Genomic DNA, 15,986 nt, shown 5'->3' on the forward strand with positions numbered 1-15,986 from the left:
ATTTTACCGTATTTTGGGGGACTGGGGATTGGGGATTGGGGATTGGGGAGGCAGGGGGAGCAGGGGAAGCAGGGGGAGCAGGGGGAGCAGGGGAAGAAAAACTTCACTCATTACTCATTACTCATTACTCATTACTCAGCACGGGCTAAACGCCCCGCTTCCGCTAACAGCACTCACCACTCAGCACTAACCAGCACTCATCTCCAAACTTCGGTTAAATCTAAGACAAATCCTGGTAACACATCTTCGCCTGATAAACTGACGGGATGATTGAGGGTTTCAACTGCTTGGCCTGGGCGATAAATTTCTACTCTTTGATGTTTGCAGTCAATTAACCAACCTAAACGCGCACCATTATTTATGTATTCCCTCATCTTGGTGCGTAGCTTTTCTATGGAGTCACTTTTAGAACGTAGCTCCAGCACGAAATCAGGGCAAATCGGGGCGAAGGTTTCCTGCTGTTCTATACTAAGAGCATCCCATCTATCTTGACGTATCCATGCAGCATCAGGAAAGCGATCGCTACCGTCAGGAAGATGAAACCCAGTTGAAGAGTCAAATACTATACCTAACTTAGCTTGACGATTCCACAACCACAGTTGTCCAGTAATATCCAAGTTTCTCTTACCAGTATCACTCCCTGTTGGTGGCATGACAATCAATTCCCCTTCCGCAGTTCGTTCCAATTGTAAATCTCTGTTAACCAACGCTAACTGCACAAATTGCTCATGAGAAACCGTCAGAGTTAGAGTCTCTGGAATATTGACCGCAAGACTTTGGGATATTTGCGTCATCGTCAAGCAACAGGCAAAAGGAAATATATTTCTTAGTCTAGTTCATCTTCCGCATTAAGTAATGAGTGCTGAGTAATGAGTAATGAGTAATGAGTGCTGAGTGCTGAGTGCTGAGTGCTGAGTGCTGACTAATGACTATTGACTATTGACTAATGACTAATGACTAATGACTATTGACTATTGACTATTGACCAATGACTAAAAATTAATGGTTCAATATAGTTAGTAAAGTATTGTGGAGAAAGATAAATGTTAGGAGTAGTATCTTACGTCCTTTTCTTGGCGTTGTTCACCGGTATAGCTGTGGGTCTGCTGTTCGGTCTGCGTTCTGCTAAGATTCTTTAATTTAGGGATATAGGATATGGGGGTTTCGGGGTGGAAGTGAGGCAGAATTCTACACCCCTACACCCCCATACCCTTACACCCCTACACCCCTACTTGACTAACTACCCGATTTGGTCTTGAAGCAGGGGGACGCATTTCTAAGCCGAATAAATTCAACATTTCTTGGTCTGCGTCGTAATCTGGACAGGGAGTGGTGACTGTTAACATCTTGTTGTCGTCACTAGAAAAGATGGAGTTAGCCCCCGCCATAAAGCAAAAAGCTTGTTCAACTTGCGAAAGTCTCGCCCTTCCTGCACTTAAACGCACATCGGAAGTAGGCATAATGATGCGGGCTGTGGCTATCATTCTGACAACATCCCAAATGGGGACATCTGGCTGATTTTCTAAGGGTGTACCTTCTACTTGGGAAAGAATATTAACTGGTACTGATTCTGGGTGAGGATTGAGATTGGCTAAGGTGTGTAACATGGAGATGCGATCCTCAACGCTTTCGCCTAAGCCGAGAATACCACCGGAACAGACTGTAACGTTGGTTTGTCGGACATTTTCGATAGTGTGTAAGCGATCGCCATAAGTCCTAGTGGTGATAATTGTACTGTAATATTCTGCTGAGGTATCTAAGTTATGGTTATAAGCATACAGTCCCGCAGTTTCTAAACGTTTAGCTTGGTCTGCTGTCAGCATTCCCAAAGTACAGCACACCTCTAAACCCATGTCAGTCACATCTTTGACCATATCCAGGACTTTCTCAAATTGAGAATTATCCCGCACTTCCCGCCAAGCCGCACCCATACACACACGACTGACACCTTTTTGTTTTGCAGTTTGGGCGATGTTAATTACTGTTTCTTTATCTAAAAGTGCTTGGGGCTTGACTTCAGTTTGGTAACGGGAAGACTGGGCGCAGTAACTACAATCTTCTGGACAGCCGCCAGTTTTTATCGATATTAGCTTACATACTTGGATTTGTTTGGGGTCATGATATTGACGATGAATGCTAGCAGCTTGATAAATTAGCTCTAGCAAAGGTGTATTATATATTTCCCGAATTTCTAGTTCTTGCCAATCGTAGCGTATTCCCGACATTACTATCCTTCTTCTAGACTGGATTGATTAACAGCTGTCTTCTTGTTATATCCCCTAACGTGCATCTTTTGGCGCAGGCGATCGCACCTATTATCCTCAACCAAGATGCTAGAGGGTATGATTAACCAGTCACAGAAATGCCGAAAAATTTCTGTAAATTTAGTGACAATATATAACAGAAAACAGGGAACAGGGAATAGGGAACAGGAAACGGGTAATTATCTTGATATATGAATTTTTCTGAAGATTATGATTTAACTCACTGGTAATCTGCGGTAAAGATGTCTTTCCCCTACACCCTTACACCCCTACACCCCTACACCCCTACACACCCTATCCTGAATATGAAATCAGAACTACCCATCATTACCAGCGATCGCCTACTATTACGCATAGGTATTCAAGAAGATATCCCTAGAATTGTGCAGTATTTTCGAGAAAATAAAGATTTTCTCACACCTTTTTATCCTACCTGGACAGAACATTTCTTTACAGAAGACTACTGGCACAATCAAGTCGAAAACAACTTTTTAGAATTTATTCATGACCAATCTTTAAAATTATTTATTTTTCCTAAAAAACAACCGAAAACAATTATTGGTACTGTAAATTTCAATAATTTTATCCGTGGGGCAGCCCATTTTTGTCATTTAGGTTATGGTCTAGCCGAAACCGCCCAAGGTCAAGGTTATATGACAGAAGCCTTACAGGTAGCTACCGAATATGTTTTTCAAGAATTAAATTTTCATCGCATCATGGCTAACTATATGCCCCACAATCAACGCAGTGGCAACGTCCTCAAGCGACTTGGATTTGTGGTTGAAGGTTACGCTAGAGACTATTTACTAATTAACGGTCAATGGCAAGACCATATTCTCACGAGTTTAATCAATCCTCACTGGCAGCCCAATGAGTGGGAATAGGTACTGGGGACTGGGGACTGGGGACTGGGGACTGGGGACTGGGGAATTGCTAGACAAGTGGACAAGGTAGATTTTTCCCAATGCCCAATGCCCAATGCCCAATGCCCCATGCCCAATTAACTAATTACATCGGCTTTCTCTAAAGATTCTGGTACATTTTCGGAGTTCTTAAAGGCAAACCTTAATAAAGGGGGTGCTAAAAATGTTGTCAGAATTACCATAATCACAATCGCAGCTTGCAGAGGTTTATCTAACGTACCACTAGCGGCACCAATGCCTGCAAAGACTAAACCCACTTCACCACGGGGAATCATTCCTACACCTACGGCTACACGGTTGATTCCAGGCTGACCGAAAACTGCCCAACCGGTAACAACTTTACCTATAATTGCTACCACGATTAAGAAGGTAGAAATAATTAGTCCTTCTCTATTTTCTGGAACTATGGGATTCAGCACGCCCAAATCTACTTTCGCTCCCACAGTTACGAAGAAAACGGGAACGAGGATATCAGCAATAGGCTTGACTTGCTCATCCAATTCGTTGCGTTTATCAGTTTCATCTAAAACTAAGCCAGCCGCAAACGCACCTAAGATAGCTTCTAAATGAATAGCGTTACCTAAAAACGCCATGAAGAAGGCAAAAATAAACGCTGGAATGACTAAATTACCCCGCGTTTTTAAAATGCTAGTAATTGCACAGAAGCTTTGATTAAAGAACTTACCCAGTAAGATTGAGCCAATCAGAAAAACAGTAGCACTGACAATTAAATAGATGACGTTGAAAATATCGACTTCGCCAGTTTTTGCTAAACTTGCAACTACTGCTAAGACGATAATGCCTAAAATATCGTCAATGACTGCTGCACCAACAATAATTTGACCTTCTCTGGATTTGAGACGACCGAGTTCTGAGAGGACTTTGGAGGTAATACCAATACTTGTCGCGGTTAGGGCTGCACCAGCAAAAATCGCCGGAATCGCTGGGGCATGAAATAATAAAATTAACCCGGCTGTACCAGCAGCAAAAGGAACTGCTACCCCGACACAAGCCACTATTGTTGCTTGATAACCAACTTTTTGCAGTTCTCTTAAATCTGATTCTAAGCCAATTTCAAACAACAGAATAATTACACCCAACTCAGCCAGTATAGAAATACCTTCACTCTGAGAGCTAAAAATTGCTGTAGCTGCATCAGGGGTAAGATTATTAATCAATTGCAGCACCTTCATAATCATAGAGTCATCTGCTACTGCACCGCTTTGGGGAAACACAACTAGATGCAGTGCGGAAGCACCCACAATTACGCCACCAACTAATTCACCCAAAACCGGTGGTAAGTCAATCATCCTCGACAACTCACCGCCGATTTTACTAGCCAAATAAATGACTACTAAACTCAGTAGTACACCAGTCAACACAATGGGAGCATCTTCGGCATTATTAGCTTCTGTTGTCAACAACAAAGATGGCAATGCCGAAACTAGGGGTGTCAAAGAATTCATCGCCTGAAGGATTGGTTCTGAAAAAGTCATCTGAATTTCTCTGTAAATGCTGGGTTCAAAGAATTTCGGATTGGTCAATCACGAATTAATGTGGTTTGCAAATTAGTCAAACAGGTTTTTACCTATCCAATCTAGTTATATCTTGCTTGTGTTTGAGTTTAACTTGTTACAGTCATGGAGGAAATAGGTAATTGGTTAGGGAAAAAAGGACGGGGAGAATGAATATTCTGGCAATTTGGCAGCCAAAGTTATCAGCAAGTAGATTTAATGGATATATTCACAGGGACAGCGAGTATTGCGAGACGAATCAAGCAGGGATAAATCATAGTCTCCATATTCCTAGCCCATCGCCAGTTGTTGACTAAGGGTTGATGAGTAACGCTACATAGTTGAAATACTCAAGTTACAGCCCTTGTCCACCGCCTCAAACAACTGGCCATTAATCTCATAAAACAGAATATAGGAATCGGATTTGATGACTAAGCTACTTTCTTATGTAAGGAATGGATAGACAAGGTAGACAAGGTAAAAATATTTACCCCAATGCCCTATGCCCAAAATTCTTTAATTTTAAATTTTGAATTGAGTAGCCCTATGCTCCATAGGAATATTAATATGCAAATTAAAGGTGCTACAGATTAACCCCACCTTCTTCTAGAAAATGGGGTTAATCTTTTTGAGTAAGATAATTAATTGCTGGAGAATTTTATGGTTGCCAGGGAGAAGGAATTGGCGTTGTAGAAATGACTTTATTCGCCATCAGTTTAATCGCAGTTCTACCACAACTGGGGCAAGGAACATCTAGCATTTGTGATGATACTCCTTCTACCTCACTCAATAGGCCTTGTTTACAGTGCCAACATTCAAAAATGATGCGATGTACTGGCTGATTACAATCTAAAATTTTAACGTGTTGAAAATTCCTGATTTCATTGTCATGATGTCTGGGCTTGTAGGGTTTCTTGATTTCTTTTACTTCCATTATTTTACCTGTCTAACTCACTAATCAAATTGTCCGGTAATTCAGGGCTAATTTTTACTGAAAAGCGGGACTCGCACAATAATACAAAGATTCAGATTTGTAGATGCGAAAATTTCTACCCACAGGGGAGTAAAAAGAAATAACACTGATTATGTCGTCAACTTTTTACTTATTTCAGATGATAGCTTTATTTTCGCAATCATATATTAAGTAATCAAAATTTTCATATTTTTATTTTGCGAACTCTACATTCATTTTATAGTAATCTGCTTTGATTTCTAAAGTTATACTCTATCGTTATAGGTAGTATTGTTTCAAGATTATGGTGTTCCCTTTGTTCCTGTTCCCTATACCCTGTTAAAATTTCCCTACCTACGCCAGTAATTTCAATAGTCAAGTCCTTCTAGATTCAGTATAAATATTTATCCATAATCACCAAAAAATCAAATGTTTTGTAAAACTAAATACTAATTCGGAAAAATATTCTAGCATCGGGTAGATTAATGTATGTGGTTCTTCAGTAACTCTCATCTGCTTTCCTCCTCATAACCTAATACAGTTCAGATAAGACTATTTTTCCTTGTGCTGTTCCTTTACCTCCACAGAAGAAATTTCTTAACTGAACCATATTGCTTTATAACCTGTAACATATAACCTATAAACTTTATGGCTGAATTAACAGAAGCGTTAAAATTTATTGAAAAAATAGAAAAAGACAACCTTGGCCAATCTGTTTATGAAATAGCTAATCAACTGCGGGGATATACAAAACCGCAGTACACAACTAAGTTATGGACGTTAGCGACAGGGTATAACCAGAACTATATTCAAGGAGAATTTCAGGGAAAGCTGAGTTTGGAAGTGGTCTTAAGCGGTGAGAAAGTTGATTTTGGTCATTTTATTGCGTCTCTTTCCGACCAAATTAACCAACAGGGAATACGCAAGTCTGATTTAACTAGTTGGACTGGCGACCACACTTCATGGGCGGGAGATATTGGTTCTGCAATTGTGTTTTATCGTTCCCAATCTGATCCTACTAACAAAATTAGTCTTGACGAAGCTTTGCGAAGACTAGCCAGTGATACTGACTGTAGTGCTAATGTAGCAGCTTATGTCATCGGTAATCTATTAAATCGCGATCGCAAACTCACCATCTCTCAGGCAATTAGGCAATACGATGCTACTAGCTATGCAGTGCATATCCAAACATTCCTCAGCAAACGTTTTGGGGCAAATATTTCAGGTAACACACTCCAGAATCCAGATACAGTAGAAGCTAAGATGCGTTTGACTGTATCTACCTATATTGGGTTATCTAGCACAGCATCTAATGTTTATAAGTCTGTGAAAAACTTGGTTAAGCTACAACCACAGTTAGCATCGGAAAATCAAAATATCCCTAATGCCAGTGATTTATTGACTGGTTCTCTACATTTTTTGTCTCATTTAGTCAAATTTGGTGGTTTAGAAAGCTTAAATTTCCAACCCTATCAAGTTCCTAGCGTATCTTGGTTGGGGAAGGTGGATTATTTTGTCAATAGTCAATAGTCAATAGTCATTAGTCATTAGTCATTAGTCATTAGTCATTAGTCAACTAATGACTGGATTTACTCTTAACCCTGTTCTGTCACTTTCCGAAAACTTTTGCCTTTTCTGAATTCTATAGCTTTTGTATAACAGGCGTTTGCGCGATTATTTTTTGACAATAAATACAAGACCAAATTTTTTCTAATAGTATAGCTTGTATTGATGCCCTCATAAGGTTTCTAGCGATTGCCCTCCCGGAAAGTGACAAAAGCGGGTTAAGCCGAAGTAAGTTAACACTAATTCGTTTGTACTATTATTTACGACTTCGTGAATTTCTCCTGGTTCTACAGCGACACAGTTTCCGGGAAGTAGGGGGTATTCTTGACCGTTAATGTAAATTATGCCTGCGCCTGCTTCTACAAAAAAGACCTCGCACATATCTTGATGGGCGTGGGCTGCGGCTTTCTGTCCAGGTGCGAAACGGGCTTGGGAAAAATTGGTAAGGTGGGGTAAATCACCAAACCTTAGCATTACTTTCTTTTTAATCTCTGGGTTGTGAGAAACTGGTTCTTCTGGTATTTCGCCTAACGATGTCGCGATCATAATTTATCCAAATGTTGAAATTGTGGGCATGGGGCATGGGGCATAGGGCATAGGGCATAGGGCATAGGAAGAAAAATCTACCTTGTCTCCCTTGTCTCCCTTGTCCCCCTTGTCCCCCCAATCCCCAATCCCCAGTCCCCAGTCCCCAGTCCCCAGTCCCCAATCCCCAATCCCCAATCCCCAATCCCCAATCAACCCGGTCTCAAATCATTCGATAGTTCTACAATACCCCTAGAGCCATCGATTCTCACTCGTTGATCGTCTTGTAAAATCCATGTAGCTCCTTTAACATCCATCACTGCGGGAATTCCGTATTCACGGGCGACGATCGCACCGTGGGAAAGTCTACCCCCAGCTTCGGCAATTAAGCCGCCAGCCCTGACTAGTAAAGGGGCCCAGCCGGAATCTGTGTAGGGTACTACGAGGATTGTGTCTTTGTCTATCTCTGGTAGGTTTTGTAAACTTCTGACTACTTTGATCCGTCCCTCTGCTTGTCCGTGGCTGGCGGGAATCCCTTGTAAAATTTGGTCTGAGTAAACACCGATAGTGGTTGTGGGATGGGGGGGTATATCACCGTAGACGACGAGGGGAATTTGTTCGATTTGGCTATCTTGGGAGAATTGCGATCGCCTAAATGCAATCTGTTGGTTTAATTCTTGTAATAATTGGGGGTTAGCATCGGCTACTAGTAAACGCACTTCTTCTAGTTCTAAAAAGAAGATATCTCCTGGTTGTTTGAGCCAGCCTGATTGCAACCAAATTTGTTCTAAAGCTAAAAATTTCCATCTTAATTGGGCAAGTAAGCGCGAATAAACCTCTGTGACTCTGCCTTTAATGTCTATCCGTCGCTGGACTATGCCGCGTTTGCGTTTACTTGGTTCTAGATTAATCTTGTCTGGTTCACTTAACTGAATTAACTGGACGAATAATTGTTTGATGGGTTGGGGTTCTTCTTTCCAGGTGGGGATGGCGATATTTGTACCCACATCACTTAAATAACCGTAATCTTCTAATAATTCCTCTAATTCATAGAGAATTTTCTGCCCTTCTGGGGTTTGGCTCAATAAATCCAATACTTGCTCTGGCTCACACTCTGCTAGTATCTGTTTGGCATCGGCGGCTAAGGTTCTCAAGGAACGCATGGCGGCTATTTCAGGGGTAACGCTGTTGTCAATTTGCTCATCTTTGACGCGAAAAATCCCCTGGCGGATGGCTGCACTTAGGGGGGCTAAAATACTGTAATATGTACCGATACGGAGCAATTCTAGGTTAAAATCTATTCTTTCTAAGATTGCTGCTGGTTCTAACTCTTCTGTGCTTTCGTTAGCTAATCTTGACAAACCAGGAATGAAGATTTTTTGATAGTCTCGTTTAAATTCTTTCTCTAAATTTAGTTCTTGCTGGAGTAATTTCCATAACCCTGGTAGATTTTTGAGAGTAGACTGCAAAGGCGGTTTGGTCATTTTCGCGCCTCTAGTCAAAAATTCCAAACTTTCGGGCGGTAGTCCCATCCGCAGGAAAATCTCCCCTAAGAGGGAGGCGTTAAAATAGGCTCTAGAGTAATGGAGTGTGGCTGTAGCGGCAAAGTCTAGCCCTGTGGCGCGATCACCTAAGACTAAACTAAAAATATCTCCCCACACGCCACAAGTTAAAGGACGGTTAATCGACCAAGTTAAGGGATGAACTACCCCAGGAATCACCTCGGCGGCGATTTTTCTTGTCCAGATGGGGAGTAAAGTAGTAATTGGTCTAGCTTGGAGTAACCACAGGGTTTGACCGTCGTAACTCCATTCAATATCTTGGGGTACGCCCAGATAACGTTTTTCAATGCGGCGGGCTAAGTATGCTACTTGCTTGATAATTGCTTGGGGAACTCGTCCTGTCCCTTCTAACTGGACAGAGGAAAGATTATCTGTTTCGACGACAAAGGCGCGATATTGTTCTGGTGTGACTTTACCGGAAACTACCTGTGTGGGGCTACCAGGTAAAGCTTCAATGATGACTGCATCGCCTTGTTGGGTGATGGGATCACGGCTAAAAGCTACCCCTGAATAAGCACTCTGCACTTGTTGTTGGATGAGTACCGCCATTGCTGTATCGGGTAAACCGCGATCGCGTCGATACTGCACAGCAGCTGGATAATTGTAAGATTCCCTAACTTCGACAATGGCTCGTTGTAATTGTGCCTTACTGGTGACATGGATAATTGTGGCGTATTGTCCAGCAGCTGAGGCTTGTTCGGAGTCTTCCCCAATGGCGGAGGAACGGACTACGAGGGGAGATAAATCGGAAGGTTGGAGAAATGCTAATAATTTTTCGGGATCATCACCAGGAACTAGCACCCAACCTTTGGGGACAGAATAACCCCACCGCTTCATTTGTGAGAGAGTGGCGGCTTTTTGTCCGACAAGGCCAGTATCTAACTCATCATCTAAAGAGAGAATAACGCGATCGCCACGTAAATATTCAAATACAGCTTGGGATTGGGCATCAACTTCTTGGGCTGGTAACTTTAAATCATCGGGTATTTTCTTATAAATCCAACCTAGTAACGCCGCTAAGGCTACAGCCGCAATAATTTTCGGGAAATCTTCAGCGTGGAGAATCGCTACAAATAATGGAAACAAAAGTAACACCCCGTACTTTACCAAAACTCTTGACTGCAACAGGGTGAAGCTAATAATTGCCAGTAAACTCACAAATAAGGCTAACAGGGGATCATGTACTAACAGTCCCCAAACTACGTTAGTTGTCCCCGCGCCTCGTCCCATTGAGTATCTGCCAAAGACTAGGGCTATTAAAGCCAGTATTTCCCAGAATGACCCCTCTGGAAAGAAAGCACGGGTGAGATAAACCGCAGTCATACCCTTGATGGCTTCTGACGCTACCGCCAAAACCCCTGCTATAGTTCCACCGTGGTAAAAAGCGGCAGAAACACTGATATTTTTTGTCCCAATTTGCGCTATGTTCTTTTTCTTAAGTGCGTAAGTAATCCAAGCGATTACAGGTAACGCACCCAAGAAGGGACAGACGATTAAAATAGCTAAAGCACCCCAAAGTTCTCTCATTATGGATTTTGGATTTTAGATTGATTTTGCACCTAAAATCTCAAATCTAAAATTTTATAGTTATTTCCGCCAATTTTTACTAAATTTTAGGGCGCAATTAGGAAAAAGTAAAAAGGTAAAAGGCATTTATAACAAAGAAGCAGGTTTTCTGCCTGTCAACTCTGTGAGGACACTTAGCACTTGCTAAGTGTCCTTTGAGGCTGCTATTGGCTCAATTTAAAGCATAAGCAGACTGTAACGCCCAAATAATCAGGACAGCAATTGACCCTAATAGTATCACAGTAGAGATGGTGACTACTTTGGGGGTGTCTGCCCCGTCAAATTTCATAATTCCTCGATTTAGGTCGGACATAGCTTTGTAGTTCTCCCTTTATTACAGTGCTAATTTGTCCGTTTTCATCTTAGTCTTTCTCTATGCAGATAGGGTTATGTTTTACATAAGAATTTGTTTAAGCTTTGCAACGTTTTCCACATTAATTTTACGGCTTGTTATTAAAAATAGTGTTTAATTTTATACTAAAAATCTTCATTCAGGCATAAAAAAAGTGTTTCAGTCCTAATAACAGATATCCATACTAAGCCCCGTTGGGGCGGGTATAGGGGTATAGGGGTGTAGGGGTTTAGGGGAAAGAAAGAGCAGCCAACCTAATCCTTGGGTTAAAAGCCCTGCTCCTTGGGGCAAATGTGTTTGATTCTTTTTCAATTACTGCCCAACACCTTAAACCCTTAAACCCTTAAACCCTTACACCCCTATACCCTTAATGAACAATCGGAGATCAGCTTCATGTCAATAATTCGCTCTCTCCTCATCCTGTGCAGGCGATTTCTGGGCAGGGTTAAATTCTCTTTAATTCTGTTCCTAGTTACTGTACTCTTATTGGTCAACTTGTCTAATGTTGCCAAAGCTGAATTGACTAACCGTTGTAAGGAAAACCACCCAGAGTTTCCTGGGATTCTCGGTATTGCTACGAGCAAAGCTGTACAAGAGGCGATGGATTTAGACTGGAAAGCTGGGCTGAAAGATCAACTTGAACGAGGACGATGGATTCTGTGGAACAAGCAAACAGGAGCATTTTCTGTTTCGGCGGTGAAAGTTGGAGATCCCACAACGGGTGATAAGGAGGTTGATATTGGTTCTGCACCACCGGATACCGAGAATATTTTTACAGTCGGGATGTACCACACACATCCACCCAACCCGAAATACAAAGACGTTGGGCCTAGTCCAGCAGATAAATTCAAAGCAAGCGGACTGAAAATTCCTTCTTTAGTGCGTGACAGTAACCCTGATACCCCAGATCCCAATGATTATCAGAATTATTTAGTAGGGCCAGCACAAGCTTGTGAAGATACTGAAAATGCAAATAATTCTGTGAAGCTGCCTAATGAGCTTTTCCAGCCTGCTAATCCAGGTTCTGGTAACGGTACTAACAATGGCACTAACAACGGTACTAACAACGGCACTAGCGGCACTGATAATGATGGCAATAACTCATCAAGTAACGCCTCTAATCCAGGAAATACAGGCGATAAAGGCACAGGTAGCAGCTATGGCGACCCCCACATTATCACCTTGGATGGTTTTCGTTATAGTTTCCAGACAGTTGGTGAGTTTCTCCTAGAACAATCTACTGATGGCAAGTTTATCGTTCAAACTCGCCAAGAAAAAGTCCCTAAACAAGAACTGAGTTTAAATACGGCTGTGGCTGTGAAAGTAGGAAGCGATCGCATCGGTTATTATGCTCCTAGTTCCGGCAAATCTGAAGCAGCTTTACGAGTCAATGGCGAAGTCATCACCCTCAAAGATGAGACAGTGAAATTACCTGATGGTGGTTTTCTGCAAAAACAAAGCACCGAATACACCATTGAAAGTCCTCGCGGGGAACAGGTAATCATTCGCCCGATTAAGGTTGCAGGATTACCATTTGTGAATGTGACTGTGACAGTTCCCAACAACTATCAAGGCCAAATGACGGGTTTGTTAGGAGATTTTGACCAAAACGCCAATAATGACTTGAAAACACGCGGTGGGAAACTCATACCTAGTGAATCTAGCTATAGCAATGTCAAACTGGCGTTAAGTAATTTTTTACCGACACCCATTCCCTTAGATGAGTTTCAAAAAAGCTACTTTGACAAACTTTACCGTGATTTCGGTGATAGTTGGCGGATCAAGCAAGAGGACTCACTATTTGACTATGAAAAGGGACAATCAACGGCGACATTTACAGACCGTAATTTTCCCAAACGCTACCATAATATAGCGTCCCTGATGCCGAACCAAATCAGCCAAGCAGAAAATGTCTGTCGTCAAGCTGGAGTCAATGATTTCATGCTCGAAGGCTGTATTCTGGATGTCGGGTTTACAGGGGAAAGTGGCTTTGCTAAAAATATGGTGAATGTATTAACTCATACTGTAGTTGATCGGGCTGTAAATCGCGCCTTGGATGAAGTGCGATCGCGCGTAAATATTCCCATTCCTGTAAAAATTCCTGGTTTTCCTTTCTAGAGTATAATTATTTACTTTCAATTCAGTTATGGGGCTGAATCACTAGGAGGGCGTTTGCTGATGAAATTATTTTTGCTGATTTTGGGGGTGGTGGTAGTAGCTTTAGTGCTGTTAGAGATTGGGTTGCGATCGCTGTTTGGTTTTGGTAATCCCCTCACTTATATTGCTGATGACCAAATTGGCTATTTATTAGCACCCAATCAACGCACTCGTCGCTTTGGTAATTTCATTGAAATTAATGAATATTCTATGCGGAGTGGGGCGGTAGCTCAGACACCCCCAACACGGCGAGTTCTCATGTTGGGAGATTCTATAGTTAATGGTGGATGGTGGACAGACCAAGCTAATACTATTTCTAGTTTATTGATGGCTAGCTTGTCTCAGCAGCAGCCAACGGAAGTATTAAATGCTTCCGCTAATTCTTGGGGGCCGAGAAATGAATTAGCTTATCTCAAGAAATATGGGACTTTCCAAGCTCAGATGATAGTATTATTAATTAATACAGATGACTTATTTGCTACTGCACCAACATCATTACCAGTGGGACGCGATCGCAATTATCCCAATCAAAAACCAGCTTTGGGATTAATAGAAGTATGGCAGCGTTATGTACAAAAGCAACAGCCGATTCCTGAACTAGCAGCAGTGCAGAAAGAAGCAGGCGATCGCGTGGGTGTAAATCTAGAGGCCATTGCTCAAATCCAAGCATTAACCCAGCAAAATCAGAGTAAATTCCTGTTGGTGATGACTCCTCTACTGCGAGAACTCGGTAAACCAGGCCCCCGTGACTACGAAATTACAGCCCGTCAACGCCTCCAGGATTTTACCCAAGCGCAGCAGATTGCTTATATTGATTTCTTACCGATATTCAACGTCAATACTAACCCACAAGCCCTATACCAAGACCATATTCACTTGAATTTACAAGGTAATCAGATAGTCAGTCAAGAAATTGAGCGATCGCTTTTGAATTAAAAATGAGGGGATAAAGTTATTGTAAAATTCCCAATATAGTCTAAGTTATTACACTGAATGTATAGTGTAATAACTTATAATTAGTGCTTAAATGGCTTACCATCAAGTTATGAGTACAAAAGAGAATTTTCATGCAGAATCCTCGTCAGACTCACCTTACTGCATCTTTTTAGCTGGTAGTGTCAAACATAATTGGGATTATGCGGCTAAAGGAATGCGAATCACAATTGAAAGCTGTCGTATTTCTAATCCTGATATTCCTATCGCCGTAATTATCGATGATGATTCATCAGCTATTCGTGAGTTATTTGCAGGCTGCGAAATCATTGTTATTGATCCTTCAGAACTCCAGTTAGGATTGCGTCAAGATTTAGGTATAGGAGTATATTTCATATTTTATGTACATCTATTGAGCCACTATAAAAAAGCTCTATATCTTGATGGAGATATAGTTGTTCTTGGGGATCTAAAACCTCTATTTGAAATCGAAGGAAAGTTGATTGCTAGGCGATTTGCAAGGGATCTATCAGTTGAATATGTAGATCACAAACTTATTATGCAAAAAGAGCAAGTTCCTCAAGTTACTGATTGCATCAATACAGGCGTAGTTCTATTTGATATGGAATATTGGGGAAGTGGTCAATTAAAGCAAGAGTTTTTATCTTTAGCAGAAGAACATGGATGGTATGCTTTTAAAAATCCTGACCAGGGATTTTTTAATATAATTTCTTGGAGACATCATATTAAAAATAATCTCCCTGACATTTACAACAAATTTGCCGCAGAAATATATAAAAATCCTACACATGAGACTAAAGTTACTGAATCAGGTATATTGTTTCCCCAGTTATCTAACTCAGATATAAAAATTGTCCACTTTATCGGGCCTCTCAAACCTTGGAATTTTGCCAAGGAAGGATATTCTTTAGATAAAAACTGCTACTGTTATTACGAACAATTTTTATCATGGCAAAACCGCTTTAATGAACGCTTAATTGTTTATCCAAACTTCATCAAACGCAAAATTAAAAGCATAGTTGATAAATGATTGGAGCGCGTAAACTGTAGGTAAAGTATCTGTATTATTAGCAAAACCTTTGGATTTTAGACAAGATTTAAGTTCACGCGTACTATCAAATCGTTATAATCGCGATCGCCGCCATTAAATAAATCTTCAAAGCCAAAAGTATTATTACCCAATAGGTGGATATGATCAGCCTTGTCAGGGTTAGCCCCTAAAAAGGGGAAGTAAACTCTCGGATCATTATTCCGATTTTGATCAATCACCGCATCGGGTAAGCCATTAACAACAATAAACGGTGCATAAATTCCCCCAGGTTCAAATATACCAGTGTAGGTGGCTGTACTTTGGTTGCTAACTCTGAAATCCATCCCGCTAATCCGTCCGCTTACAGCCGCTTGTGTATAACCACTCTGCCCTACTAAGATATCTGCTGTACCATCACCGTTAGTATCAATCCCGCCATTCTCATCAACTACCCGATAAAAACCAATCAAGTTATCAAACACGGCTTCTCTATTGAGAAGAAAATCGGCTCTCACAGCTTGATTGATCCCGCGCAAATCAATCACTTCACCTTGATGTTTGGCTTGCGAATTTATACCCAGGGGTAATGCTTGTTGTCTAGTTTTGAATTCTTACCCCAAA

Annotated in this window: 14 protein-coding genes and 1 pseudogene; 6 read left to right on the forward strand and 9 right to left on the reverse strand. The window is 41.3% G+C overall.

The genetic code is table 11. The features are described 5' to 3' along the window. Window positions 1-197 precede the first annotated feature (197 nt). Window positions 198-794, reverse strand: a complete 597-nt coding sequence (locus tag CV014_RS03560) for a Uma2 family endonuclease (protein WP_442946880.1) — start codon at window positions 792-794, stop codon at window positions 198-200. A 249-nt stretch (window positions 795-1,043) separates the two neighbouring features. Here CV014_RS03560 and petL point away from each other — a divergent pair, with 249 nt between their 5' ends. Beyond that, window positions 1,044-1,139 (forward strand): cytochrome b6-f complex subunit PetL, encoded by a 96-nt coding sequence (petL, locus tag CV014_RS03565; RefSeq protein ID WP_103139299.1) that lies wholly within the window; start codon window positions 1,044-1,046, stop codon window positions 1,137-1,139. A gap of 81 nt (window positions 1,140-1,220) precedes the next feature. On the opposite strand, the gene bioB is transcribed toward petL, so the two are convergent. Further along, window positions 1,221-2,225 (reverse strand): biotin synthase BioB, encoded by a 1,005-nt coding sequence (bioB, locus tag CV014_RS03570; protein ID WP_268964474.1) that lies wholly within the window; start codon window positions 2,223-2,225, stop codon window positions 1,221-1,223. 344 nt (window positions 2,226-2,569) lie between these two features. On the opposite strand from bioB, the gene rimJ reads away from it, so the two are divergent. Beyond that, window positions 2,570-3,148: a ribosomal protein S5-alanine N-acetyltransferase gene (gene rimJ, locus CV014_RS03575; protein WP_236140775.1), complete on the forward strand. Its 579-nt coding sequence runs from the start codon at window positions 2,570-2,572 to the stop codon at window positions 3,146-3,148. A 116-nt stretch (window positions 3,149-3,264) separates the two neighbouring features. Here the strand turns inward: rimJ and CV014_RS03580 are convergent, their stop codons facing one another. Together CV014_RS03580 and CV014_RS03585 are read right to left on the reverse strand one after the other, a co-directional pair. After that, a complete protein-coding gene (locus CV014_RS03580; protein ID WP_236140758.1) occupies window positions 3,265-4,683 on the reverse strand; it encodes a cation:proton antiporter in 1,419 nt (472 codons plus the stop codon). 676 nt (window positions 4,684-5,359) lie between these two features. Continuing rightward, window positions 5,360-5,635, reverse strand: coding sequence for a hypothetical protein (locus tag CV014_RS03585; RefSeq protein WP_236140759.1), 276 nt, complete (start codon window positions 5,633-5,635; stop codon window positions 5,360-5,362). A gap of 666 nt (window positions 5,636-6,301) precedes the next feature. Here CV014_RS03585 and CV014_RS03590 point away from each other — a divergent pair. Further along, window positions 6,302-7,183: a hypothetical protein gene (locus CV014_RS03590; RefSeq protein WP_236140760.1), complete on the forward strand. Its 882-nt coding sequence runs from the start codon at window positions 6,302-6,304 to the stop codon at window positions 7,181-7,183. Window positions 7,184-7,390: 207 nt separating this feature from the next. Here the strand turns inward: CV014_RS03590 and CV014_RS03595 are convergent, their stop codons facing one another. From CV014_RS03595 to CV014_RS03610, 4 genes are all read right to left on the reverse strand, one after another. After that, on the reverse strand, window positions 7,391-7,765 hold the full coding sequence (locus CV014_RS03595) for a cupin domain-containing protein (RefSeq protein WP_236140761.1): 375 nt from the start codon (window positions 7,763-7,765) through the stop codon (window positions 7,391-7,393). Window positions 7,766-7,768: 3 nt separating this feature from the next. Continuing rightward, a complete protein-coding gene (locus CV014_RS03600) occupies window positions 7,769-7,942 on the reverse strand; it encodes a hypothetical protein (RefSeq protein WP_236140762.1) in 174 nt (57 codons plus the stop codon). 14 nt (window positions 7,943-7,956) lie between these two features. Continuing rightward, entirely contained in the window at window positions 7,957-10,833 is a 2,877-nt protein-coding gene (locus tag CV014_RS03605) for a glycerol-3-phosphate acyltransferase (RefSeq protein ID WP_236140763.1), read from the reverse strand. A gap of 211 nt (window positions 10,834-11,044) precedes the next feature. Next, complete coding sequence (locus CV014_RS03610; RefSeq protein ID WP_236140764.1) at window positions 11,045-11,185, reverse strand: hypothetical protein; 141 nt, start codon at window positions 11,183-11,185, stop codon at window positions 11,045-11,047. Between the two features lie 525 nt (window positions 11,186-11,710). Here CV014_RS03610 and CV014_RS03615 point away from each other — a divergent pair. The 3 genes from CV014_RS03615 (at window position 11,711) to CV014_RS03625 (ending at window position 15,365) form a co-directional block, all read left to right on the forward strand. Then, complete coding sequence (locus tag CV014_RS03615) at window positions 11,711-13,342, forward strand: VWD domain-containing protein (RefSeq protein ID WP_236140765.1); 1,632 nt, start codon at window positions 11,711-11,713, stop codon at window positions 13,340-13,342. 60 nt (window positions 13,343-13,402) lie between these two features. Then, on the forward strand, window positions 13,403-14,317 hold the full coding sequence (locus tag CV014_RS03620) for an SGNH/GDSL hydrolase family protein (RefSeq protein WP_236140766.1): 915 nt from the start codon (window positions 13,403-13,405) through the stop codon (window positions 14,315-14,317). 91 nt (window positions 14,318-14,408) lie between these two features. Continuing rightward, window positions 14,409-15,365 carry a glycosyltransferase gene (locus CV014_RS03625; protein WP_236140767.1) on the forward strand — a complete coding sequence of 319 codons (957 nt, stop codon included), beginning with the start codon at window positions 14,409-14,411 and terminating at the stop codon, window positions 15,363-15,365. Window positions 15,366-15,421: 56 nt separating this feature from the next. On the opposite strand, the pseudogene CV014_RS03630 reads toward CV014_RS03625, so the two are convergent. After that, window positions 15,422-15,958: pseudogene (locus tag CV014_RS03630) on the reverse strand (DUF4114 domain-containing protein); the annotation flags it as partial. Between the last annotated feature and the right edge of the window lie 28 nt (window positions 15,959-15,986).

It is taken from the genome of Nostoc sp. CMAA1605 (genome assembly GCF_021596505.1).
Lineage (GTDB): Bacteria > Cyanobacteriota > Cyanobacteriia > Cyanobacteriales > Nostocaceae > Trichormus.